The sequence below is a fragment of the Xanthomonas sp. CFBP 8151 genome (genome assembly GCF_011761885.1).
GTDB lineage: Bacteria > Pseudomonadota > Gammaproteobacteria > Xanthomonadales > Xanthomonadaceae > Xanthomonas > Xanthomonas arboricola_B.
This window is the reverse complement of the sequence record NZ_JAASQZ010000001.1, coordinates 727,586-749,298: the sequence shown is the minus strand read 5'-3', so window position 1 is coordinate 749,298 and position 21,713 is coordinate 727,586. Positions and strand designations below refer to the sequence as shown.

Here is a 21,713-nt window from a genome sequence, read left to right as displayed (position 1 = left end):
TGGTCCCCCTTCTTCATTGGTCATCAACCCGAATTGTGCGATGGTCAAACGACTTTCACTTCTGAGGATCACCATGCGACGTGTCCTTTTCTTTTCCCTGGCAGCCCTGTGCGCAAGCTGTGCCCATACAGAGCAGCCCAAACAACGCGCTTATGGTAACGATGCACTGCCGAGCGCCGAGAGCGTAGCGTTTGAGAAGACGGACGCGAGACTACGTTACAGAGATGCGCGTATTGAATGGGATGCAAAGCAATGCGCCGTTTATCAAGGCGTCGCTGCAGATGGACAGATTCGCAGCGAAGCGCTGCACGATGCCGAAGGGCGGCCACTATGTGCCAAGACACCTTGACTGTTGCCACGCGCCGAAGGGCCACATGCGTCCTGCAATCATGACAACAAGCACTGCCCAGTTATAGTCGCGAGCGACTGACATCCTCTTGAGCTCGCTACAGCGAGAACATGCCTGAGGCAGCGCCGTGCGCTGCCTCAGGCTAAGCTTAGATAATAGGGATTGAGCCGATCGTTTGTCGGCGTGCATAGGGCCTGCGCTATTACGGCCATTTCTTCAGAGCGTGTGACCTGAAGTTCAGCGCCAATGCCAACGACGCGCACGTGGAACACATGGCGCGCGTCGCGAACTGCACATGCGCACTATGTCTTCAGACCAGTCTCTACCTGCCGCTAAAAGGAGAACCCAAGGAGCAATCCGATGCCCGGTTCCCTCAAAACCCAACTTCCGTTCATTTCGATAAGCGAGACGTTGGACGAGTTGCTCGTGCGCCTAGCGGAACTCACCCCGCTCAAGACCTGGATCTTTGCAGAGATCAAGAACGATCACTGGATCATTCGTGCCTGCACGGATTCTGCGTTTGGGTTGAAAGTAGATCAGTTCCTTACATGGTCGGAGTCGGTGTGTCGGCAAATGATCGTAATGGGCGGGCCGCAATGCGCCGAAGATCTAAAAAAGGTCGACCATCTTGCTCAGGCTCCAGCCGCGCTTGGCCTTGGCATTGCAAGCTACCTCGGAGTGCCGGTCAGAATCCCCGGCCAGATGGAAGGAATGCTCTGCGGTATCGACAAGCACATAGCAGACAACGAACTGAGCAAGTTCCTGCCGCTGGCGGAAACCTTTGGCAGAGTGCTTGTCGGCGCATGGGCGCAGCACCTCTCGGAGGAACAGCCAACTACTGACACACCTTCTGCGAAAACGGCAGACCAGCTGACTGGCCTGCATGATTTCAGCGCGTTTAGGGAATTGGTGCATAGCGCAGCAAGGAAAAATCGAAACGAGCCAGGTGGCATCCTACTTTTCAGCATGAATGCAGGCAGCGCAGGGAATCACGTTGCCGCAAAAAGCGAAATCGAGACGGCTGCAGGCATCCTTCAGGCCGCAACGCGCCCACAAGATGGGCTCGCGCATGTAGCACCCGGAAGTTTCGCCATCTATTTGCCTGGTATCAGTGAAGCGGGATTGCTTTCCGTCGCGCGTCGTATCCGTGTGTCTCTCGCTGCATGTGGGATCAACTCCAAATGGGGCGCGAGTTGGTTCAACGATCTGGACCAATTCGACAAGGCAGACCATGCACTCAAGCGTGCAATCTTGCAGATGAGCGGTTCAGCAGAAGCCATTTCGGCCCAGGACCCAGCCCCTTTCTCGGGACGGGCAGACACCGAGCGAACTGCCTGAGCGTCTCGCCGAGCCGACCCTGCTGAAGACCCGTTGTTTTTGCTCAGGTCGTCTGGCTTGCACGATGCAGAGGGGTGAATGGCGCCCAGAACCAAGCAACCTTCCGTGACACCCTATGGCAACCACGCATCATCGTCGTAGTACCGAGCAAGGCGACATCTCGCTATTGAGGCGGACACCCGCCTCGGGCGATGCCCTGGTTCAGACGACCGACCTCGGACAGCCTGTCTGAGGCGTCTTCTAACTGACGGAGATTCTGGACACTGTGCTTCCCCCGGGGATGGCTAGCGAGGCGCCCTAGGCGTCGGCCCGGGGAGATCGTCTCGATGACGTGCTGACCACCAGCGTCGCGATATGCTCAGGATCGTACGACGCCGTGACGGCGGCGTTTCGCTCAGCACGCCGTTCATGGCATGACCACACATTTCAAGACGACACCAACCTCCATGCCATTGCCCCCTGCTGTTCGCCATGCGGCCATTCTCGACAGTGCCACTGACTTTGCGATCATCGCGACCGATCTGGATGCCCGCATCACCGACTGGAATAGCGGAGCCGAAAACGTCCTGGGCTGGAACGAGACTGATATGGTGGGTCAGACGATCGACCGCATTTTCACTCCCGAGGACAGAGCCCAGAATCGTCCCGAGGTTGAAATGGCTACGGCGATCGCTCACAGCAGTGCCGAGGATGAGCGCTGGCACATGCGTGCCGATGGGTCGCGCTTTTGGGCGAGCGGCAGATTGACGCCCCTCTACGCGGATGCGCGCCACATCGGCTTCTTGAAGATTCTGCGCGATCAAACAAGCGCCCGGCTGGTCACCGAACAGGTCCACGCCAGCGAAGCCAAGTGGCGTAGCACCTTCGATCGTCTCGTGGAAGCACTGATGATCGGCGAGGTAGTGCGTGACGTCCAAGGCCAGGTAATTGACTGGCGCTATCTCGAGGTCAATCCGGCGTGGGAACGCATGGTTGGCGCGACGCGTGAGCAGGTCTTCGGTCGAACCGTCCGTGACGTCATCCCGGGTGTCGAAAATGCGTGGATAGACGAGTTTGCCAACGTTGTCGATACGGGCGAACCGGCAGCTTTCGTACGCGAGGTCGGTGTCTGGTCGCGTTGGTTCGAGGGTCGCAGCTTTCCGCTTGGCCACGATCGGTTCGGTTGCCTATGCTTCGAGGTGACCGACCGTCGCAAGGACAATGCGAGACGCGACACCTTGTTGGCGCTGGACGAGCGCATCCGCGACCTGAGCGATCCCGGCGAAATCGCGTTTGCTGCCGCGCAGGTGTTGGGAGAGATGCTTGGCGCGAGCCGCGCCGGCTACGGCGACGTCGATGAGCAAGCTGAAACCATCAAGATCGAGCGTGACTGGAACGCAAAGAATGTCATCTCCCTCGTCGGCACGCACCGCTACCGTGACTTCGGCAGCTTTGTCGACGAACTGAAGAAGGGCAACCTCGTCGCGATCAATGATACGGCCACCGATAGGGCCACCGCCGCAAGCGCAGACGCCTTGAAGGCAGTAGGGGTGGGATCGCTTCTCAACCTGCCGGTCATGGAGCGCGGCCAGTTCGTCGCCATGCTGTTTCTGAACTGCCCAACGCCTCACACCTGGACGCCGCACGAGATCGCGATCGTCCGCGATGTCGCCGAGCGTACTCGGGTCGCAGTGGAACGTCGCCGGGCCGAACAGGCGCTCCATGTGTTGGCAGAGACGTTGCAGCAACAGGTCGAGGAGCGCACTCATGAGCGCGACCGGGTGTGGCAGGTCAGCCGGGACATGCTGGGCGTTGCCGATACGGACGGGGTCTGGCTTAGCGTCAATCCTGCCTGGTGCGACATCCTTGGCTGGCCCGAAAAGGCGTTCGTCGGCAAGACCTCGGAATGGCTGGAGCATCCCGATGATCGTTCGAAAACACGGGAAGAGATCGGGAATATTGCGGATGGCAATCCGACCATGTTCTTCAAGAACCGCTTTCGGACAATCGACGGCGACTACCGGTCGCTGTCCTGGTCTGCCGTCGCGGTCGCCGATCGCCTCTACTGCGTTGCGCAGGACGTGACCGAGCAGAAGCAGCGTGATGCCGCGCTCCTTGAGGCCGAAGACCGACTGCGTCAGAGCCAGAAAGTCGAAGCGGTAGGCCAGCTCACCGGCGGCGTGGCGCACGACTTCAACAACTTGCTGACGGTGATCAGAGGGTCAATCGATCTTCTGCGTCGACCCGGCCTGGCGCCAGAGAAGCGCACCCGCTACCTCGACGCCATCTCCGATACCGCCGATCGGGCCGCCCGGCTGACCAGCCAGTTGCTCTCCTTCGCCCGCCGCCAGGCGTTGAAACCCGAGACATTCGATGCCGGGGCCAGCATCGAAACCCTGCGAGAGATGCTCGGGACATTGACCGGCTCGCGTGTGGCGGTCGAGATCGAGATGGACTCCGGTCCCTCTCTCGTCAGAGTTGATCGAAGCCAGTTCGACACTGCCATCGTCAACATGGCGGTCAACGCGCGCGATGCCATGTCGGGCACAGGCACGCTGACCATCGACGTTCGCGCAGCAAACGCGATACCGCCGCACCGCACGCATCCGGTCGTCCCCGGACAATTCATTGCCGTTTCGATCACCGATACGGGCATTGGCATTGCGGACGACCAGATTGAGCGCATCTTCGAACCGTTCTACACCACCAAGGGCGTGGGGCATGGTACCGGCCTGGGTCTGAGCCAAGTGTTCGGCTTCGCCAAGCAATCCAGTGGCGACATCCTCGTGCGCAGCACGGTAGGACGGGGCACTACCTTCACCCTCTATCTCCCCAAGGCCCATGAGGACGAGTTGCAGTCCACGCTAGTGCCGGAAGCGGTTTCGCCGCTGCCCAAGGGCGCCTTTATCCTCGTTGTTGAGGACAATAGCGAAGTGGGATCGTTCGCGACCCGGGCCCTCGCAGAGCTTGGCTACAGGACGCAGTTGGCAGTCGATGCCGCAAGCGCGCTTGTCGAGCTCGGGAGCGATGGAGCCGGCTTCGACCTGGTGTTTTCAGACGTAGTGATGCCGGGTATGTCCGGTATCGAACTCGGCCAGGAGATCCACCGCCGGATGCCGCACCTCCCTGTCGTGCTGACCAGCGGGTATAGCAACGTCCTTGCCGAACAGGACCGCCACGAGTTCGAGCTTCTGCAAAAACCCTACTCGCTCGAGGAGCTGGCAAGGGTCCTGGCAAAGGTGTCCGCAAGTCGACGCCCGATCAACTAGCAAGCAAGAAATTATCTGCCCGCCGCCGCCCGGCGTCTGAGACAATTTGGGCGGGGAACTGTCGTCTTTCAGACGCAGACAACAGCCATCAAGTCCGGGGTGCAGGTAAGCGTGGCGAGCGAAGATAATCCAACTGGTAGCCACGCTTCTCTGGATGCTGCGGCCCTGTTCGCAGGTCCTGGCGAGGTGCGCGCAGTCGCACGTGAACTGGACTGGTCGCAGGGTCCTTTGGGACCGACGACCGACTGGTCGCCGGCGATCCGCACGATGGTGCGGACGATGTTCGACTCACCATTTCCAATCTGCTTGTGGTCGGGCCCACATTACGCGCTGATCTACAACGATGCCTATCGCAGGATTCTGGCGGCGAAGCACCCTGCAGCGCTTGGTCTTCTGGGGGCCGTGGTTTGGGCAGAAATCTGGGAGGAGCTTCAACCTCAGTTCGATGGCGTGCGGGCGAGAGGGGAACCGGTCTACCACGAGGATGCACCCTTCGTCATGGCACGGTTGGAAGGCGGCGGAACGGAAACCGCCTGGTTCAACTACTCATTGTCTCCTTTGCGCGATGAGGATGGCAGCATCGCTGCGGTCCTCAACATTACCCCCGAAACAAGTAGCCGGGTCCTGCTTCAGCGTCGCCTCGACCAGGAACAGGCCGCGTTGGCCTTGAGCGAGGATCGGCTGCGTTCGCAGGTTGCTGTCGCAAAAACCGACGCTGAGCGCGTGCAACTGACACTTGCGGCCGGAGCGATCATCGGCACGTGGTTCTGGAACTTGTCCACTGACCAATTCACCGTGGACGAGGCTTTTGCCACTGCTTTCGGGCTTGATCCGGCCCTCGGCCGGGAGGGCATTCCGCTCGCCCAGATCGTCGCCACGGTTCACCCGGACGATCAGGCCGGCCTGGCAGTGGCCATCAACCATGCAATCAGCAAAGGGGGGCGTTACGCTCACCAGTACCGTGTCCGTCGCCGCAATGGCCGATATCATTGGCTGGAGGCCAACGGCCACGTCGAGCATGGTCCGGACGGCACCCCGCTGCGCTTTCCTGGCGTTTTGATTGACGTCGAGGAGCGGCGTGCTGTCGAAGCAGAGCGAGAACACGCCATCGCTGCGCTGCGCGAGCTCAATGCAGACCTGGAACGCAAGGTGCTGGAGCGCTCATTTGCACGCGGGCGGACCTGGCAGGTCAGCCCTGACCTTCTGGTCGTCATCGGCGGCAATGGATGCTTCGAATCGGTAAACCCGGCCTGGACAGCCACGCTTGGCTGGTCTGAGAAGGAACTGACCCAATCGGACTTTCTCAGGTTCGTGCACCCGCAGGATCTGGTCAACACGCAAAAGGCCTGGGCGGATGCCAGCGAACGTCGATTGCCTGTGCTGCACTTTCGAAATCGCTATCGTCACAAAGACGGCGGTTGGCGGTGGCTCGCCTGGGTCGCCGTCCCGGATGAAGGAAAAGTCTACGGTTCGGCGCGTGACGTCACGCTAGAGGTCGAACAAGCGATCATTCTCAAGGAAAGTCAGCAGACCAACAAGCACGTGCAGGCCGCACTCGCTGCTGGTGCCATCATTGGCACTTGGAACTGGAACTTTGAGGATGACTTTTTCACGTTTGACGAGGGGTTCGCGTTTGCGTTCGGTCACGACCTCAGTTCAGCGCAGACGGGGTTGCCGATCGACGAAGTGCTCGTTCACGTGCACCCCGAAGACAGACCTGGGCTGAACGCAGCGATCGCCCAGACGATAGAGCGCGGCGGCGCTTACGCGCGGCAGTATCGGGTCAGGCGTGCGGACGGCAACTACTACTGGATCGAAGCGAACGGCCGTGTCGAATTCGATGCCGCCGGCAAATCCACCAACTTTCCCGGCTTCATCATCGATGTCGATGAACGCGTGAGCCTTGAAGCGGAGCGTGACCGGGCCACGGCTGAGCTGCGCACCCTCAGCAATACGCTTGAAACCCGAATAGCCACACGTACTGCCGAACTGATGCAAGCCGAGGAGTCGCTGCGGCAATCGCAGAAGATGGAGGCGGTGGGCCAGTTGACCGGAGGCCTGGCGCATGATTTCAACAATCTTCTGACGGCCGTCACCGGCGGTCTGGAGATGCTCGCGGCGAAGGTTGCCAAGGGCGAATACGGCAAGCTCGACCGCTATATCGCAATGGCGCAAACTGGCGCCAACCGGGCCGCGGCATTGACCCAACGGCTTCTCGCCTTCTCGCGCCGGCAGACCCTGGCCCCAATCCCGACCGATGTCGACAGACTGATCGCGAGCATGGAGGAGATGATCGACCATACGCTCGGACCTGAGTTCGAGGTCAAGGTCGTCTCGATCCCAGGCTTGTGGCCAGTGCTCGTAGATGCTCCGCAGTTGGAGAATGCGCTTCTTAATCTGGGCATCAACGCACGCGACGCCATGCCCGATGGTGGGCTGCTAACGATCGAGACCAGCAACGAGCGGCTTGATGCACGCGCCGCAGCCGACCAGGATCTACCGGAGGGCGAATACGTCTCAATTTGCGTTACCGACACCGGCATCGGCATGCCGCCAGAAGTGATTGCGCGTGTCTTCGATCCGTTCTTCACCACCAAGCCCATCGGTCAGGGCACAGGGCTTGGACTGTCGATGATCTACGGTTTCGTGAGGCAATCCGGCGGCCAGGTGTGCATCTACTCCGAAGTGGGCAAGGGCACGACAATGTGCCTCTACCTGCCGCGATACCTGGGAGACGTAGCAGCTACCGAGCAGGAGGCGGGTAATGCTGACGCCGGCAAGGCGCTACCAGGCGAGACGATATTGGTCGTCGAGGATGAAATCGCAATCCGGCAACTCGTCGCCGACGTTCTTAGCGATGCCGGTTATCGCGTATTGGAGGCCCCGAACGGCCCGGCTGGAGTCAAACTACTGCAATCAGAGGAGCGGATCGATCTGCTCATTACCGATGTGGGACTTCCGGGTGGGCTCAACGGCCGGCAGGTTGCCGATGCTGGACGTGTCGTTAGGCCGGCGTTGAAGGTTCTATTCGTCACTGGCTATGCCGCCAACGCAGCCGTGGGCGCCGGGCACTTGGACGAGGGGATGCAAGTGCTGACCAAGCCCTTCAATATCGCTGAGTTGGAGATGCGCATCCGAGAAATGATCGGAAACGAAAGTGCAGCGTTACCGTCCTGACACGAATCCGAATGCGCACTTTGTCATTGCTGAGCCGCCGACGGTCGCTTTTATCATTCGTACCGACTGGCTTATGCAGGAAAGACCAGATCCGGATCACCTACTTGCCATTTGAATAACCGCGCAAAGGCCTCGTCTGCCGACACAGTCAGCCAATCCCGCGGATCCCCGTAAATGCAAAGCGGCCGAACGAGAGGCTCCGACTTTGACAGCGCCGTCAATAACGAAAACTCGAATGTCGACACTCCGCCTATCATCCTACTGGAGACAATGACCGGACAGAATCTTGGCTTGTCGATCGAGGTATGCCATTGCCCCATGGAGGATTTACCTGACGAGGGAAACAGAGAGGCAAATCCGAACACTTTGATGAAGTATCTCTTGTTATCCCATAGCGCACGGTCATCGGGATTCAAATCCTCAAACGCTTGGTCATAGATAAAAGGTGTCCGTCGAATTTTCTTGCGTCCGAACTTTGCTCGAAACGCGCGTGTCAGCAGCCCATCTCCCGTAACCACATCCACATGGCGATGTCGCTCCACCAGGGTGGGCTGCTGTGTTTTCTCTAGGATTTGCAGGACTTTGATCAAGAATCCTCCGCTGCATCGTCCGATAGATGGATGATGTTCTTGAGTAGACAGATCCCCCTGCAGGTATTTAGCAGGCAACGAGCTCAAGAGCCAGAAGCCGCATAAATCGTTAATATTTAATGGCGAGGACAGGTGCCGGGGTGACAAATGGCCACCGCTCTCGCCTCAGTGCTGCAGATGCTATGCCCGGCCCGTCGACGGGCGCGTCCATCCAATCGAATGCCCAGCTCAAGCTTTCCGCCCTTCGCGCACGTGGTTGTCGGCTGGGGGCGACGCAGCAACTCGGCCTGCGTGTTGTCCCCTGTAGTCGTCGTGTGGTCGTCGTTCGACTGGCCACGGCAGTCATGCTTACCAACCCGGCCAAGGCTGCGTTGTGCCAATACACGCCATGTACTGCTTGAACGGCGCTGTCGTATCAACGACTGACTCGCCGTATTGCCTGCCGCCGTCGCGCCTCAGGCCTCGCACAGATCCCAGAGAGCACGTCAGGTAGAGAGCATGTCCGGTGTTGCGCAAGTACTAACTGCACGGGCATGCGCGCGACCGGAAACAGGCGGATCGAAACCGTGCCGATACAACAGCCCCAGCGTGGAACTGTCGCGCTACCAACGAGTACAGTTCGCTCGGTGCCTGCTCGATCCGAGCAAATTCTGCCCGTAACGCAACAGGCTTCTGGCCAACGATTATTTCAGCGGAGCAACGGCTTGCGCATAAGTGCCTACCGTTTCGCCTTTTGCCAGCACATGGCCCGCCGCAGCGGCAAGTATCTGGTCTCGTGTCGCGCCGGGCTTGACGTCCAACATCGTGTCGAGCGCGAAGACCTGGAAGTGATAGTGGTGCGGTGGATCGCCCACCGGCGGGTGGGGTCCGTAGTAGCCAACCGAACCGCGGCTCGTTGTTCCCTGAAGCACACCCTCAGGCTCGGTCAGGCGCATTTGCTCCTGCAGGCCTTCCGGCAACCTGGTGACGTTGGCGGGAATGTTCCAAGCAACCCAATGGACGAACGGCGTGATGGGCTTGGCATCAGGGTCTTCCACGATGACGACGTAAGACTTGGCGTTGGCGACCGCTTTCCAAGACAGTGCGGGCGAGACGCCATCCGCATAGTCGCTAAAACGCTTGTCCATCCTAGCGCCATTGGCGAATGCGGGTACCGTAACGGCCAGTGTCCCCTTGCTGTCGGTTTCGGCACGAGTAAGGGCAAGTGGCACTCCATTGCCCTGGTTGACCTGCGCCTGCATCGATGCCGACGGCGCCTCGATGGACTGCCCCGCTGCTGCACCAGCGCGAGCTGGTGCGCCCGTCGCGGAGATACGGTAGATGATGCCATTGGCGTCGTCAGAGACCAACAGAGCACCACCGGCCGTTTCAGCAAGACCTACCGGCCGAGCAAAATGTTTCGTGCCGCCCTCGGTCAGGAAGCCGGTAACGAATGGTTCGAAAGCAACGGGCTTGCCGTTCTCGAACTTCACTCGGACCACCTCGTACCCGGATGCCGGCTTCCGGTTCCACGATCCACGGAAGGTGATAAACGCGTCGCCCCTGTAATCGGACGGGAAGGAACTGCCATGGTAGAAGTGGAACTGCATGGCCGCAGCGTGAGCCGTATAGCCCATCACCATCGGTTCGCTGATGGCCGCCCACTGCTGTTTCGTCATCTCGCCCTGCGGCGTGCTCTGCGGGTTGACCCCGTCCCTGCCCCAGATATGGGGCCAGCCGTATTGCTTGCCCTTGCTGAGGTGGTTGAGTTCCTCAGGCTGGACCTCGTCTCCCAGGAAGTCAATGCCTTGGTCCATGCCCCACAACTCGCCGGTCGCTGGGTCCCAATCGAAGCCGATGGTGTTGCGCAGGCCGCTCGCAAAAATGGTGCGGGACTTCCCGTCGGGCGACACCCGCAGCATCGTCGCGTGCTCGGGATTGGTTTCGTTGCAAGCATTGCAGGTCGAGCCGATGCTCAAATACAGCATGCCGTCAGGGCCGAATGCCATCGTCCGGTTCGGGTGCTGCCCGCCATCCGGCAGATCGCCCACCAGCAGCGTCAGCGGCCCCAAGGTTCCGTCTTTCAGAATCGGAGCAACGAACAACTCCTTGACCGTGACCAGGTAAAGCTGGCCATCGCGAATAGCCAGTCCATGCGCGCCCGATCTACTGGCGACTACCTTGGGAGGTGCGTCCAGCCTGCCGTCGTCGTTGGCATCTTTCAGAAGCAAGATATCGCCCTGATCGCGACGGGAAACGTAGATGTTGCCGCCCGGAGCGACCGCGATGATGCGCGCATTCTTGAGTCCGGTTGCAAACGCCTTAATTTGGAAGCCGGCAGGGATCTTCAGGCCAGCGATCTGCTTGGACGTAGCGTCGACCTTGTCGGGCTTGAACGTGTGGACTTGCGCCTGCACGTCAGTGCCATCGCCCTGCTGCGCGTGTGCATGACCTACCAACAAGCCGAGCAGTGTTACGGACAAGATACGGCGCATGTGGCTCTCCCGATGCGTGAATGAAGCGTTCGATGACTGCCTAATGGATTGGCAGCCGATAGGCCCTTCTTGCACGAGCTGCGTGACGGGAACAGCAAGGAAACCCCCACTTCCCTTTGGCCACGGCTATGTCCGCCCATGTGAAATTAGACACTCGCCCCAATCGACGCGAGCCCACCCAGTGCAGGTCACAATGGCCACGGTTGGCGTTGGATGTGCAACGTCCTGCGCAAGGGATTCCGTGGTCCTACCGAGTCAGATGGTCCTTGATGAGATCGAGCGCTCCCCGTTCGGCCGACAGCGTGCGGGTCAGCCCGATGTCGATGCCCTCTGAGGTCGACAGACCCGCACCGCGCCGGACCTTGGCCACGATGCTCCCGCTGTCTGAGTAGTGCCCTGATCGGCTGCGGTACGAACGTGCCGGGACGGTCATGAGCATCAAGACCTGGCGCAGAAGGGGCAGGATGCAACTGAAACGAAGCCTGTTGATCTTCGCAACACGTTGCATCCCCCCACGTCCCCGGCGTGCGCGCCGCCAATTACCACAGGCCTGCTCAATCCGCGAAGCTCAAAACCACGCGACCTTCGATGGTGCCTTGGTGCATGCGGGTAAACACATCGTTGATGTTCTCAAGCCGGTCGGTTTGGACCGTCGCGGCCACCTTGCCCTGCTCTGCGAAGCTGAGCGACTCTTGCAGATCCAAACGACTGCCGACGAGCGATCCCCGCACGGTCACCGGGGCAGCAAATGACATGACCATTGCATCGGCATAAACATTCGTCGCTGCATACACCATGCTTGGTTACTCCCTGTTGCTGGGAGAGGTGCTTTCCACACGCGTGTTGTGCCGCGTTTTCTGATTGGTTGGGTGATCTGCAGTAGCGCGACCTGCCATTACCGCGAACCGCGCAGCCGGTGTCTTGATAGAAAACACGTCGTCTGCAATGGCTATGGGTCTGTGCTGGCGACGCGCGTGGCGACAGATCTGCCGCCGTGCGCCGAGAAATGGCTGCCGTAGTCGTATTGGAGCAGATCCTCCTCAGCAGCAAAGGCGTGGAGTGCAGCCTAACGACTCAGACTCAAAGCTGCTTTGAGTTCAATCAATTTTTTGTTGTGTCGCGAGCGCGTTCCAGCCAGAGCTAAGCCGATCTTCTTATGCCCAGGACCCGATCTCCAAAACGCGCTGCGGTTGGATGTCAGTTCTTCGAATGGCAAGTATTACGTAACTCATATAACTAGACCCGCATCGCTCACGTTCTCTCTTGCAAGCAAGCTCACCTGGTTTCCCGCACATTCCATCTTCCAAGCTGAGTTGATCGAGATCAAGGCAGAAGTGTATGGTGCACTGCACCATAGAACATGAGATGGACATCGTTGGGCGTTCCCTGCAGTGCCCAGTCGTGCCGCAGCAAGAAAGAAAGGCTGTTGTGAAACAACAGTGCCAGACCGTTCAAGGAGTTTTGAAATGAAGCTTGGTGGAAACCTATCACTCGTTGCAGGTGCTGCCCAGAGCGGCGAAGCCTCTTCGGTTAAGGCCTCTGACGAGTACGACATGCACTCGCGCACCTCAGCTCACCCCAGACCCGACTTCATCACCAACGCACAGCAGACGTTCGCGCTGACCGTAGTGAGTCTGACGGGAGCCCAGTGGGAGGGGAACGTTCGGGAGGTCAGTCTTCCTGGGGAACAGGGTCGATTTGGCGTGATGGCAAAACATACGCCAATGCTGAGCACGCTGCGCGAGGGCATGATCCTCATCTATCCGGAAACGAGCGAGCCGCCTTTCCAGCTGTATGTATCAGGGGGCTTCGTCGAGGTCCAACCGACTCACGTCACCGTTCTGGCTGACTTGGCGCTGAGAAGCGAAGACCAGGACAAGGCGAGGGCCGAAGTCGCCAGAAATGCTGCGAACTCTCCCATGGCGACATCTTTCACGGATGACGCTTATGCTCAAACGCGTACCGAGCTTATGCATCGCTTCGGGGCAAGCCCACGCGCCAAGCCTTGATGACTGGAACCACTGCGCATATCGCTTCAAGCGTTCTCCGCTTGTTGGACAGTCAAAAGAGGGCCGGTCATGCCAAGTCGCTTCAAAGCAGCATTTACGTATTTCAATCAAGCGGTTCCGTTCAAGCTTCCTCAGGCCTTGGTGACAACGGCGGTGCTTATCGCATTGCTATTGCTTCCATGTCCTGAAGGACTGACGCCCAAGGCGTGGGGGTTGGTCGCCATTTTCCTGACCACGATCATCGCAATCATCCTCAAGGTAATGCCCATTGGGGTTATGGCGATGATGGCCCTTGTCATCGTCGCACTGTCCCAAGTCACCTCAACCAACTCGAAGGGTGCGATCACTGACGCGCTTTCTAGTTTCTCGAGTCCACTCATCTGGCTGATCGTGGTTGCGATCTTGATTTCGCGTGGTCTGAAGAAGACGGGCTTGGGAAACCGCATCGGAATGTTGTTCATTGCGTTGCTGGGCAAGCGGACCCTGGGCATCGGATACGGCCTGACGATTTGCGAACTCTTGCTCGCCCCCTTTACACCCAGCAATACCGCGCGTGGCGGGGGCATTGTTCACCCGATCATGAGGTCGATTGCCAACTCGTTCGATTCTGACCCGGCGAAAGGCACGCAGGGCAAGGTCGGAACCTACTTGGCGTTGGTGAATTACCATGCCAATCCCATCACATCGGCAATGTTCCTCACCGCCACAGCACCCAACCCGCTGGTGGTCGACTATGTCGCCAAAGCGACCAACCAACAGCTGCACCTGTCCTGGACGACTTGGGCACTCTGCATGTTTCTACCCGGGTTGGCCTGTTTGATCATCATGCCTCTGGCCATTTATCTGCTCTCTCCTCCGGAACTGAAAGTCACTCCCAACGCAGTCGATTTCGCCAAGGGCCAATTAAGGCAGATGGGCGCGCTGACGGCGAAAGAAAAAGTGATGATCGGGACCTTTGGCTTGCTGTTGGTCCTTTGGGCCAACGTGCCCGCGATGATTTTCGGTGCCTGGTGGACCTTGGATCCCACCGTTGTCGCATTCGTCGGCTTGTTTGCGCTGATCATCACCGGCACCTTGGACTGGGACGATGTGCTTTCCGAAAAAAGTGCCTGGGATACGCTGGTGTGGTTTGGCGCACTGGTGATGATGGCCGAGCAGCTCAACAAGCTGGGCGTGGTTGGCTGGTTTACCGAGGCAATGAAGGGCGCCATCATCGCGAGTGGAATGGGATGGAAAGCGATTGCCGGCGTGCTCGTCTTATCCTTTGTCTTTTCCCACTACCTGTTCGCAAGCACGACCGCCCACATCAGTGCGATGCTGCTTGCGTTCTTAGGCGTGGGGGCACTGCTCATCCCCCCGGACTACGTCATTCCCTTCATGCTCATGATGACTGCGTCTTCGGCGATCATGATGACACTGACTCACTACGCCACCGGCACCTCGCCCATCGTCTTCGGCAGCGGCTACGTCAGCTTGGGCACTTGGTGGAAGATCGGACTCGTCATGTGCTTGCTTGAGCTCCTCATCTTCGGGCTCGTCGGAAGCATGTGGTGGAAAATCCTTGGCTTCTGGTAAATAGGCCCACGGACACGGCGCGTGGCGCTGCGCCTCACAACGGAGTATTTGCCATAGTGGAGTAACACCTTCGCATTCCGCACGAGATGCGGCCAGACAGGCCACTCAACATTTTCCGGGAATCCAACAAAGCACGTATATCGATGTCGTTCCGCCATTGGCTTAGGGCCAGAACGTTGTCCTTGCGGCGAAACCTCTGCGCGTCAACGGCGTTGAACTAACTGTCAGAGTTGTCAAGTGGCCAAACAGCAGGACACATCACTGGTTTGTGTCCTGCAGGAGAATCAGGGCCTTGGTCATTAATCCGACCATCATCTGTCCGCCACCTGGTTACTGCCGAGAGCCCTTCAATTTTCCGCGACTATAAGTGGAAAGCGAGACCGACAAGTCTGGCGAGAGCGGTTCTACCCGAGCTTGCCTCTTCTACGCAGTCCAAGAACCAGAGGGAAGATCACCCCGCCGGGGCCGACGCAGTGAAGCGCCGGCCGTTTTGGTGATTGACGTTTTGACCCTTTGCACCCTGGCGTACGAAGAAGCCAGGCACCCCACTGATGGTCTCGATGTCCTCCAGTCGGAGCTGGGCGATTGGATTGATGCGAGCGCCCGGATAGAGGCCCAGGATCGGGCCAAACCAGCGATGCGGATACTCGGGCACTCGTTTCGGAAGTTTCACCACCAGGCCGGCCGGGCGCGACATCATCAGCGGCTTGGGCAAGATTGATACCTCGATTGATACCTCGGAGGGCATCGCTCGGAATCATCAATCGGCCGAAACATCCAACTCAATCAAGCAGTTACGGACTGAGTAGAAGCTCTGGAGCGGGCGATGGGAATCGAATCAAACCTCTAACGCGATGATTCTAAACGATTTTCCAAACAACCCACACGGTACTTGGACTTGTCGGTGGACTTAGTTTAGTCACCTGCCTGAGAACGGGCAATGCGCTTGTTCCAACGCAAGCCAACAGATAGCCAGCGCTGTCGCTCAAGCCGAACCTTTACGGGCTTGAGTCCAGCTCCTGCCGCTGCCGCAACAAGCCGGCAATCTCGGCCCATACCCCACCAGATGGCCGTCGCTCTCCTGCAACTGTTGTGCATCTGCCTGATCTTCAATTGGCTACGCAGCCAAAGAGCGACCTCTTTACATGGTCAGCAGAACTCGCTGTTCTCTCGGTTGGTCGCTCCGAGTCTGCCGGACAGTTTAGCTGTCACGCTCCTGCGTGAATCTGGCAAAGATCTCCAACGTCTCAGGACTGACGTGGTGCTCAATGCCCTCCGAGTCACGGCGGGCGATGTCTGCAGGCACACCGAGGGCGAGCAGGAACTCCTCGACCGTCCGGTGCCGTTCGCGACTAGCGGCCGCCAGTGCCTCTCCGGCCTCGGTCAGGAACACGCCGCGGTAGCGGCGCTGCACCGCAAAACCCTCGCGCACCAGCCGCTTGAGCATCTTGGCCACCGTCGGTTGGGCCACGCCCAGGCGCTCGGCGATGTCCACCTGCCGGGCCTCGCCCTCGTGCGCGATCAAATCCGAGATCAGCTCGACATAGTCCTCGATGAGTTCCAGCCGGTGCGCCTCGCGAACTTGCCGGAAGCTCTCGACCTGCACGCTGGCGTCAAGCAGCCCGGAAGCGTCGGCAGCGTCGACAGTCGGGGCGGACTTGCGAGGCATTGATACGAAGCCAGTGGCGGCCACGGGGCCGGATCCGGCTATTGTCGGCTATTTTAGACCCCGGGGAGAAATGATAGGGCGTTCTCGTTCTTGAAGTAATTGCTACCTATGATAGCACTTGCTATATTTCCGCGACCGTTTCAGCAGCCTTCGCCGCGCTGGACAACCCTCCTTCCGTCCTGTCCTTGGTCGTACCCCTGATGTCCATTTCTGCACTCCGCGATCCGCGCCATTTGCGCCATGCGCCCCCCCTGCTTTTCTTGGTGCCATCCTTGGCCCTTGCTACCGGCCGACCGCCGGTCGCAACCGAGCTCGATGCCGTCGAAGTGACCGTCAGCACCGCCACTCGCACCGAGCGCCTGCTGTCCGATGCGCCGATCCGCACCGAAGTGCTGCGCGGCGAGGACATCGCCCTGCGCGCGGTCACCGACTTCTCGCGCGTGGCCGAACTGATCAACGGCCTGCGGGTGGAGAGCAACTGCCAGAACTGCAACACCTCCGAGGTGCAGTTGCTGGGCCTGGGCGGCGCCTACAACCAGTTGCTGTTCGATGGCGCGCCGCTGTTGTCCACGCTGGGCGGGGTGTACGGCCTGGAGCAGATCCCCGCGGCGTTCATCAACCGTGTCGAAGTGGTCAAGGGCGGCGGTTCATCGCTGTACGGGCCGGGCGCGGTGGCCGGCGTGGTCAACCTGATCCCGCAGCAGCCGACCCGCAACGGCGGCTTCGTGCAGCTGGGAACCGACGTGCAGGACGGGGAACCGGCGTGGAGCATCGATGGCCGCGGCGACCTGGTGTCGGCCGATGGGCGCGGCGGCCTGTCGGTGGTCGGCCAGTGGTCGACCACCGACGCCATCGATTTTAACGGCGACGGCTACAGCGAGATCGTCGAGAAAGACCAGCAGGTCGCCGGCGCACAAGGCTGGTATGCGCCGGGGGAGGACACCCTGCTGCGCGCCAACTACCTGTTCACCCACGAGGAACGCCGCGGCGGCAACCGTCTCGACCAGCCCGAATGGCTGGCCAACATCGCCGAGTCGCTGGAGACCGACTACCACCGTGGTGGCGTGCATCTGGATCACGTGATCAGCGACAGTGTCGACTTCACCGTCGGCTACTCGTTCGCCTTCATCAAGCGCAAGAGCTTCTACGGCGGGCTCGGCGAGGTTGCGACCGATCCGGATTTCGACCCGGACGAACTCGACCCTGGCGTGCCTGGCAGCGCAGCGGAAACCTCGTTCAACCAGTACGGCTACACCGAGAATCCGCTGCACTACCTCGACAGCCAGTTCAACCTTCGCCGCGGCGCGCATGCCCTGGCGTTCGGCCTGCAGTACAAGCGCGAATCGGTGCGCGACGACCAGCGCAACGGCGACGGCGACACCGTGCTGCGGGGCGAGCGCGAGACGTTCAGCAACCTCGGCGCTTTCGTCCAGGACGAGTGGACGGTCGGCGATGCGGTGGATCTGGTGCTGGGCGTACGCGTGGACAAGCACTCGGGGCTGGACGATGCGATCTTCTCGCCGCGCATGGCGCTGGCCTGGCAGGCCAGCGACGCACTGAAGGTCCGCGCCGGCATCTCGACCGGCTTCCGCGCCCCGGAAGTGTTCAGCGAAGACCTGCACGTGGATACGCTGGGCGCTGATCCGATCCGCATCCGCAATGCCGACGGTTTGACCGAGGAGCGCGCGACCACCGCGATGCTCGGCGTGGATTGGCGTCCCGGCACGGACGGCCGCCTGAGCTGGGATGCCACGGTGTCGCTGACCGAACTGCGCGATACCTTCGTGCTCAGCGAGATCCGCGAAGATGCCGGCGACCTGTACCAGGTCCGCGAGAACGCCTCCGGCTCGCAGGTGGCCGGCTTCGAGAGCAACCTCGGCTGGCAGGCAAGCGACACCGTGCGTGTCAGCACCGGCGTGGCCTGGTACCGCTCGCGCTTCGACGAGGCGCAGGTGGTATTCGACGACACCGAAGACGGCGGCGACACGGTGATCGAGACGCGCGACTATCTCAAGACCCCGCGCTGGAGTGGGCAGGCACAGCTGACCTGGTCGCCGTCGCCGTTGCTCGATGCCTATGTGGGGCTGAAGTACACCGACCACATGTGGGTGCTCAACAACAACACCGCCAGCCTCAACCGCAGTCGCGAGTTCTGGGTGGTCGATGCCGGCACCACCTGGCACCTGGGCCAGGGCGACCGCCACTGGGATCTGGCGCTGGGCGTGCGCAACCTGTTCGATCAGCGGCAGAAGGATCTGGAAACCGGCGCCGGCCGCGACAGCGACTACGTCTATGGCCCGCGGTTCGCGCGGTCGGTCTATGCGAGCGCACGGTTCAACTTCTAGGCAGCCGCGCTTCGTCGCGGTGCTGGCCGGCCTGTTCGCCGTGCTCGTCTCGCTGGCGACCGTCGCCGGCGACGTTTCGTCGCCCGAACCCGGCCTGCGCGACGGCATCGCCCGGCATCTCGTCCGTCCCGAGGGCGCACGCTTCGTCCCGTTCCGTTGGGAGCGCGAGCCAGAGATCGTCGCGCTCTATTTCGGGGCCGACTGGTGCGGCCCCTGCCATGCCTTCGTGCCGACCCTGCGCGAAGTCCGCGACGCGTTGCGCGCGGCCGGCGCCGATACCGAAGTGGTCTACGTCAGCCTCGATACCAGCGAGGCCGACATGCGCCGCTACATGCGGTTGCAGGACATGCCGTGGCCGGCCATCGACCATCGCCGCTTGCGCGCCCTTCCGGCGATCCGCGCGCTGGGAGGCATGGCGCCGCCCAACCTCGTCCTGGTCGATCGCGACGGCCGCGTGCTGGCCAGTGGCTGGGACCGGCGGCGCTACACCGGGCTGCAACCGGTACTGGATACATGGATGCAGCGATCTGCCACATCGCTTGGTGGCGAGGGCCACCCAGCCAACGCCATGTCTTCCCCGAGGGAACCTTCCCGATGAATCCGTCACGACACCACGCCATGCGCTGGACATCCGCCTTCGCGCTCGCCTGCCTGCTGCTGGCCGGATGCGGCCCTTCGGCGCCGCCCGCGGACGGCAACGTTGCCGATGCGGACGCAAAGTTCAAGGTCGTCACCACCTTCACCGTCATCGCCGACATGGCCCGCAACGTCGCCGGCGACGCGGCGGTGGTCGAATCGATCACCCGCCCCGATGCCGAGATCCACAACTACCAGCCCACGCCCGGCGACCTGGCACGGGCGCGCGGCGCACGGCTGATCCTGTGGAACGGCCTGAACCTGGAACTGTGGTTCGAGAAGTTCTTCGCACGCATGGACGGCGTACCCGGCGTCGTGGTCAGCGACGGCATCGAACCCCTCGGGATTGCCGAAGGACCGTACACCGGCAAGCCCAACCCACACGCCTGGATGTCGCCCGAGGCGGCGCGCGTGTACGTGGACAACATCCGCGACGCGCTGGTCGCGCACGATCCGGCCAATGCCAGCACCTATCGGGCCAACGCGGAGGCCTACAAGGCACGCATCGACGCGGCCTTCGTGCCGATCCGTGCACGCTTCGCCGCCCTGCCCGAGAATCGCCGCTGGCTGGTGACCAGCGAGGGCGCCTTCAGCTACCTGGCCCGCGATTTCGGGCTGAAGGAACTGTACCTGTGGCCGATCAACGCCGATCAGCAGGGCACGCCGCAGCAGGTGCGCAAGGTGATCGACGGCGTGCGCGCACACGACATCCCGGTGGTCTTCAGCGAGAGCACGGTCTCGCCGGCACCGGCGCAGCAGGTCGCACGCGAGAGCGGTGCGCGCTACGGCGGCGTACTCTACGTCGACTCGCTCAGTGGCCCGGACGGCGAGGTGCCCACCTATCTCGACCTCTTGAGGGTGACCGCCGACCGCATCGCCACGGAGCTGTCGCAATGAGCGCAGGCACGCCGGCGAACGATGGCGCGCCCGGGCTGGAGGTCGATGACGTCAGCGTCATCTATCGCAACGGCCACGTTGCGCTGGAGCAGGCCTCGTTCTCGATCCCGGCCGGTTCGATCGCCGCCCTGGTAGGTATCAATGGCAGCGGCAAGTCGACGCTGTTCAAGGCGGTGATGGGGCTGGTACCCATGGCCTCGGGGCGGATCCGCATCCTCGGCCACGGCGTGCGCGCCGCGCTGAAGGCCGGCAAGGTCGCCTACGTGCCGCAGAGCGAGGAAGTGGACTGGAACTTCCCGGTGCTGGTCGAGGACGTGACGATGATGGGCCGCTATGGCCACATGAACACGTTCCGCATCGCCTCGCGAGAGGATCACCGCAGTGTGGATGCCGCGCTCGAGCGCGTGGGCATGTCGGCGTTGCGCAAGCGACAGATCGGCGAGTTGTCCGGCGGGCAGAAGAAGCGCGCGTTCCTGGCGCGGGCGCTGGCCCAGGACGGGCGCGTCATCCTGCTCGACGAGCCGTTCACCGGCGTAGACGTGACCACCGAGGATGCCATCGTCGCCCTGTTGCGGGAGCTTCGCGAGGAGGGCCGGATCCTGCTGGTGTCCACCCACAACCTCGGCAGCGTGCCGGAATTCTGCGACCGTACCGTGCTGCTCGCCCGCACCGTGCTGGCCAGCGGCCCGACCGCCGAGGTGTTCACCCGCGAGAACCTGGAACGTACCTTTGGCGGCGTGCTGCGCCACTTCGTGTTCGCCGATGGCGACCAGCGCGCCGCCGGCCTGGGCATCCTGACCGACGACGAGCGCCCCCTGGTACTGGTCGAGGGCAAGCCGACCGCGCGCGGACCGCGGGAAACGCCATGAATGAGATAGTCGGCTGGCTGCTCGAACCCTTCAGCTACGGCTACATGCGCAACGCGATCTGGGTGTGCGCGCTGGTCGGAGCGGTGTGCGCGTTCCTGTCGGCGTACCTGATGCTCAAGGGCTGGTCGCTGATCGGCGATGCGCTGTCGCATTCGATCGTGCCCGGCGTGGCCGGCGCATGGATGCTGGGATTGCCATTCTCGCTGGGCGCGTTCCTGGCCGGCGGACTGGCGGCGGCGACGATGCTGCCCACCGGTGAAATTCTGCGGAACTGATCGGATCACCTGACCCAAATCCGAAAAGCCTTCCTCTTGCATCCGCTCCGAGCCGATCGTGACGACCGGTGATGGCGTCGTGCCCCCACGGATACGCGTGCCGGTCACGGTCATTCCCTGGATGTCCGTGACTGGCTCTTCCTCCCGCTGTGCAGACGACACTGGCGCCGCGGCGGCTGACGTTGCCGCCGACGGACTGCTTGAGTTCCCCGACCTCCGGATGACAACGGTGGTGTCGTTGGCTTGGCGAAACTCGAGGCCG

At 61.2% G+C, this 21,713-nt stretch carries 14 protein-coding genes and 2 pseudogenes; 10 read left to right on the top strand and 6 right to left on the bottom strand.

From position 1 onward, the window contains the following. Nucleotides 1–709: 709 nt before the first annotated feature. The 3 genes from FHT08_RS03205 to FHT08_RS03195 all read left to right on the top strand — a co-directional run bounded on the left by FHT08_RS03205 (nucleotide 710) and on the right by FHT08_RS03195 (nucleotide 8,112). Nucleotides 710–1,687 carry a GGDEF domain-containing protein gene (locus FHT08_RS03205; protein WP_208408826.1) on the top strand — a complete coding sequence of 326 codons (978 nt, stop codon included), beginning with the start codon at nucleotides 710–712 and terminating at the stop codon, nucleotides 1,685–1,687. Between the two features lie 413 nt (nucleotides 1,688–2,100). Continuing rightward, nucleotides 2,101–4,935 carry a PAS domain S-box protein gene (locus tag FHT08_RS03200; RefSeq protein WP_166774281.1) on the top strand — a complete coding sequence of 945 codons (2,835 nt, stop codon included), beginning with the start codon at nucleotides 2,101–2,103 and terminating at the stop codon, nucleotides 4,933–4,935. A 111-nt stretch (nucleotides 4,936–5,046) separates the two neighbouring features. Further along, nucleotides 5,047–8,112: a PAS domain-containing hybrid sensor histidine kinase/response regulator gene (locus tag FHT08_RS03195; protein WP_208408825.1), complete on the top strand. Its 3,066-nt coding sequence runs from the start codon at nucleotides 5,047–5,049 to the stop codon at nucleotides 8,110–8,112. A gap of 71 nt (nucleotides 8,113–8,183) precedes the next feature. Here the strand turns inward: FHT08_RS03195 and FHT08_RS03190 are convergent, their stop codons facing one another. From FHT08_RS03190 to FHT08_RS03175, 4 genes and pseudogenes are all read right to left on the bottom strand, one after another. Beyond that, nucleotides 8,184–8,702 (bottom strand): hypothetical protein, encoded by a 519-nt coding sequence (locus FHT08_RS03190; protein WP_166774280.1) that lies wholly within the window; start codon nucleotides 8,700–8,702, stop codon nucleotides 8,184–8,186. 683 nt (nucleotides 8,703–9,385) lie between these two features. Further along, nucleotides 9,386–11,176, bottom strand: coding sequence for a YbhB/YbcL family Raf kinase inhibitor-like protein (locus tag FHT08_RS03185; RefSeq protein WP_166774279.1), 1,791 nt, complete (start codon nucleotides 11,174–11,176; stop codon nucleotides 9,386–9,388). 247 nt (nucleotides 11,177–11,423) lie between these two features. Then, nucleotides 11,424–11,684 carry a hypothetical protein gene (locus FHT08_RS03180; RefSeq protein ID WP_104604932.1) on the bottom strand — a complete coding sequence of 87 codons (261 nt, stop codon included), beginning with the start codon at nucleotides 11,682–11,684 and terminating at the stop codon, nucleotides 11,424–11,426. A 46-nt stretch (nucleotides 11,685–11,730) separates the two neighbouring features. After that, a pseudogene (locus tag FHT08_RS03175) lies at nucleotides 11,731–11,937 on the bottom strand (hypothetical protein); the annotation flags it as partial. A 705-nt stretch (nucleotides 11,938–12,642) separates the two neighbouring features. On the opposite strand from FHT08_RS03175, the gene atpC reads away from it, so the two are divergent. Further along, nucleotides 12,643–13,185 carry an ATP synthase F1 subunit epsilon gene (gene atpC / locus FHT08_RS03170; protein ID WP_243848931.1) on the top strand — a complete coding sequence of 181 codons (543 nt, stop codon included), beginning with the start codon at nucleotides 12,643–12,645 and terminating at the stop codon, nucleotides 13,183–13,185. A gap of 69 nt (nucleotides 13,186–13,254) precedes the next feature. Next, the gene (locus FHT08_RS03165; protein ID WP_166774278.1) at nucleotides 13,255–14,760 is read left to right on the top strand and encodes a DASS family sodium-coupled anion symporter; all 1,506 of its coding nucleotides are present in this window, start codon (nucleotides 13,255–13,257) and stop codon (nucleotides 14,758–14,760) included. A 475-nt stretch (nucleotides 14,761–15,235) separates the two neighbouring features. Here the strand turns inward: FHT08_RS03165 and FHT08_RS03160 are convergent. Together FHT08_RS03160 and mntR are read right to left on the bottom strand one after the other, a co-directional pair. After that, nucleotides 15,236–15,433, bottom strand: a pseudogene (locus FHT08_RS03160) (integrase); the annotation flags it as partial. Nucleotides 15,434–15,961: 528 nt separating this feature from the next. After that, entirely contained in the window at nucleotides 15,962–16,429 is a 468-nt protein-coding gene (gene mntR / locus FHT08_RS03155; protein WP_166774277.1) for a manganese-binding transcriptional regulator MntR, read from the bottom strand. A 263-nt stretch (nucleotides 16,430–16,692) separates the two neighbouring features. On the opposite strand from mntR, the gene FHT08_RS03150 reads away from it, so the two are divergent. The 5 genes from FHT08_RS03150 to FHT08_RS03130 are packed head-to-tail and all read left to right on the top strand — an operon-like array spanning nucleotide 16,693 to nucleotide 21,451. Then, entirely contained in the window at nucleotides 16,693–18,774 is a 2,082-nt protein-coding gene (locus FHT08_RS03150; RefSeq protein WP_343204129.1) for a TonB-dependent receptor, read from the top strand. Then, nucleotides 18,749–19,372, top strand: a complete 624-nt coding sequence (locus tag FHT08_RS03145; RefSeq protein ID WP_166774275.1) for a thioredoxin-like domain-containing protein — start codon at nucleotides 18,749–18,751, stop codon at nucleotides 19,370–19,372. Before FHT08_RS03150 ends, FHT08_RS03145 begins: the two co-directional genes overlap by 26 nt. A 20-nt stretch (nucleotides 19,373–19,392) precedes the next feature. Then, the gene (locus FHT08_RS03140) at nucleotides 19,393–20,307 is read left to right on the top strand and encodes a metal ABC transporter substrate-binding protein (RefSeq protein WP_166774274.1); all 915 of its coding nucleotides are present in this window, start codon (nucleotides 19,393–19,395) and stop codon (nucleotides 20,305–20,307) included. Next, the gene (locus FHT08_RS03135; RefSeq protein ID WP_166774273.1) at nucleotides 20,304–21,176 is read left to right on the top strand and encodes a manganese/iron ABC transporter ATP-binding protein; all 873 of its coding nucleotides are present in this window, start codon (nucleotides 20,304–20,306) and stop codon (nucleotides 21,174–21,176) included. The genes FHT08_RS03140 and FHT08_RS03135 overlap by 4 nt, the downstream gene beginning before the upstream one ends. After that, the gene (locus tag FHT08_RS03130; RefSeq protein ID WP_276568200.1) at nucleotides 21,173–21,451 is read left to right on the top strand and encodes a metal ABC transporter permease; all 279 of its coding nucleotides are present in this window, start codon (nucleotides 21,173–21,175) and stop codon (nucleotides 21,449–21,451) included. Before FHT08_RS03135 ends, FHT08_RS03130 begins: the two co-directional genes overlap by 4 nt. The last annotated feature ends 262 nt before the right edge of the window (nucleotides 21,452–21,713 follow it).

Bases quoted from the DNA above. Each gene is read 5' to 3' on its own strand.
- FHT08_RS03135 (WP_166774273.1), top strand. From the start codon at position 20,304: ATGAGCGCAGGCACGCCGGCGAACGATGGCGCGCCCGGGCTGGAGGTC.
- FHT08_RS03205 (WP_208408826.1), top strand. From the start codon at position 710: ATGCCCGGTTCCCTCAAAACCCAACTTCCGTTCATTTCGATAAGCGAG.
- atpC (WP_243848931.1), top strand. From the start codon at position 12,643: ATGAAGCTTGGTGGAAACCTATCACTCGTTGCAGGTGCTGCCCAGAGC.
- FHT08_RS03200 (WP_166774281.1), top strand. From the start codon at position 2,101: ATGACCACACATTTCAAGACGACACCAACCTCCATGCCATTGCCCCCT.
- FHT08_RS03140 (WP_166774274.1), top strand. From the start codon at position 19,393: ATGCGCTGGACATCCGCCTTCGCGCTCGCCTGCCTGCTGCTGGCCGGA.
- FHT08_RS03180 (WP_104604932.1), bottom strand. From the start codon at position 11,684: ATGCAACGTGTTGCGAAGATCAACAGGCTTCGTTTCAGTTGCATCCTG.
- FHT08_RS03145 (WP_166774275.1), top strand. From the start codon at position 18,749: ATGCGAGCGCACGGTTCAACTTCTAGGCAGCCGCGCTTCGTCGCGGTG.
- mntR (WP_166774277.1), bottom strand. From the start codon at position 16,429: ATGCCTCGCAAGTCCGCCCCGACTGTCGACGCTGCCGACGCTTCCGGG.
- FHT08_RS03130 (WP_276568200.1), top strand. From the start codon at position 21,173: ATGAATGAGATAGTCGGCTGGCTGCTCGAACCCTTCAGCTACGGCTAC.
- FHT08_RS03165 (WP_166774278.1), top strand. From the start codon at position 13,255: ATGCCAAGTCGCTTCAAAGCAGCATTTACGTATTTCAATCAAGCGGTT.
- FHT08_RS03185 (WP_166774279.1), bottom strand. From the start codon at position 11,176: ATGCGCCGTATCTTGTCCGTAACACTGCTCGGCTTGTTGGTAGGTCAT.